The 281-nt window shown below is 34.9% G+C and carries 1 protein-coding gene; it reads right to left on the bottom strand.

What is annotated here, in order from left to right; translation table 11 throughout:
- A partial coding sequence (locus tag SB679_RS23835; RefSeq protein ID WP_410704727.1) for an outer membrane beta-barrel protein occupies window positions 1-258 on the bottom strand: 258 nt, incomplete at its 3' end.
- Between the last annotated feature and the right edge of the window lie 23 nt (window positions 259-281).

Here is a 281-nt window from a genome sequence, read left to right as displayed (position 1 = left end):
AAAGTCTGATTTGTTACCATACTGTGAGTATAATACCTCCGGTTGAACACTAAATGAAGCGGCTACCGGAATGTTAGCAAATACACCTGCATTGAAACCTATTTTAGATTTTTGATCATCTAAACCACTATCTTTTGAAAGTGAAGATACGTTCATTCCTCCTTTTACCCCAAATGTAACCGGATTAGAAGAAGGGGTCTGTTGAGCGAACGCTAATGTTCCTGCAGTTACTGCTAATCCTAAAATTAACTTTTTCATAACTTTAATTTTTTAATTTTACT

Source organism: Chryseobacterium sp. SIMBA_029 (genome assembly GCF_046535275.1).
GTDB lineage: Bacteria > Bacteroidota > Bacteroidia > Flavobacteriales > Weeksellaceae > Chryseobacterium.
Note: the sequence above shows the minus strand (reverse complement) of the source record. Positions and strands in the feature narration are given on the sequence as shown.